Source organism: Anaerotignum faecicola, from assembly GCA_024460105.1.
GTDB lineage: Bacteria > Bacillota > Clostridia > Lachnospirales > Anaerotignaceae > JANFXS01.
The window spans coordinates 1-408 of the sequence record JANFXS010000457.1; the positions used below are offsets into that span (position 1 = coordinate 1).

Consider the following 408-nt stretch of genomic DNA (forward strand, 5'->3'; position numbering starts at 1 on the left):
GAATGGTAAAAAATGGATATCCCGGCAAAACGAAAAAAAGCGGTCTTCTGTATGGTATAGTTATGATACCGGAATACAGAAAACTGCTTTTTATCTCTCCGCCTGAATTCTGTCCATCACACATTTATGCTCTTTGTATATCTGTTGAATAATATGAATACTGCTGGATAATGGTTTGCTCAGATACTTATTTTTGTGATAGAGCAGGAGTGTTTTTCTGGTTCCCTGAAATTCCATGACAGGAAACACATGCAGTGATTCAAAACATTTTGGCTGAGTATCGTATAAGTGCTTTAAAAGCATGGGGGTACTGAAAAATACACCATATCCTTCCGCACAGAGAGATACAAGAGAGCTGGTCAGTGATGTTTTTATGCGCATAAACGGCGGTGTACCATTCTGGACGAG

Annotated in this window: 1 protein-coding gene; it reads right to left on the reverse strand. The window is 39.2% G+C overall.

The features are described 5' to 3' along the window. Positions 1 to 90: 90 nt before the first annotated feature. Positions 91 to 408: hypothetical protein (locus NE664_14855; GenBank protein MCQ4727915.1), on the reverse strand; the 318-nt coding region annotated here is incomplete at its 5' end.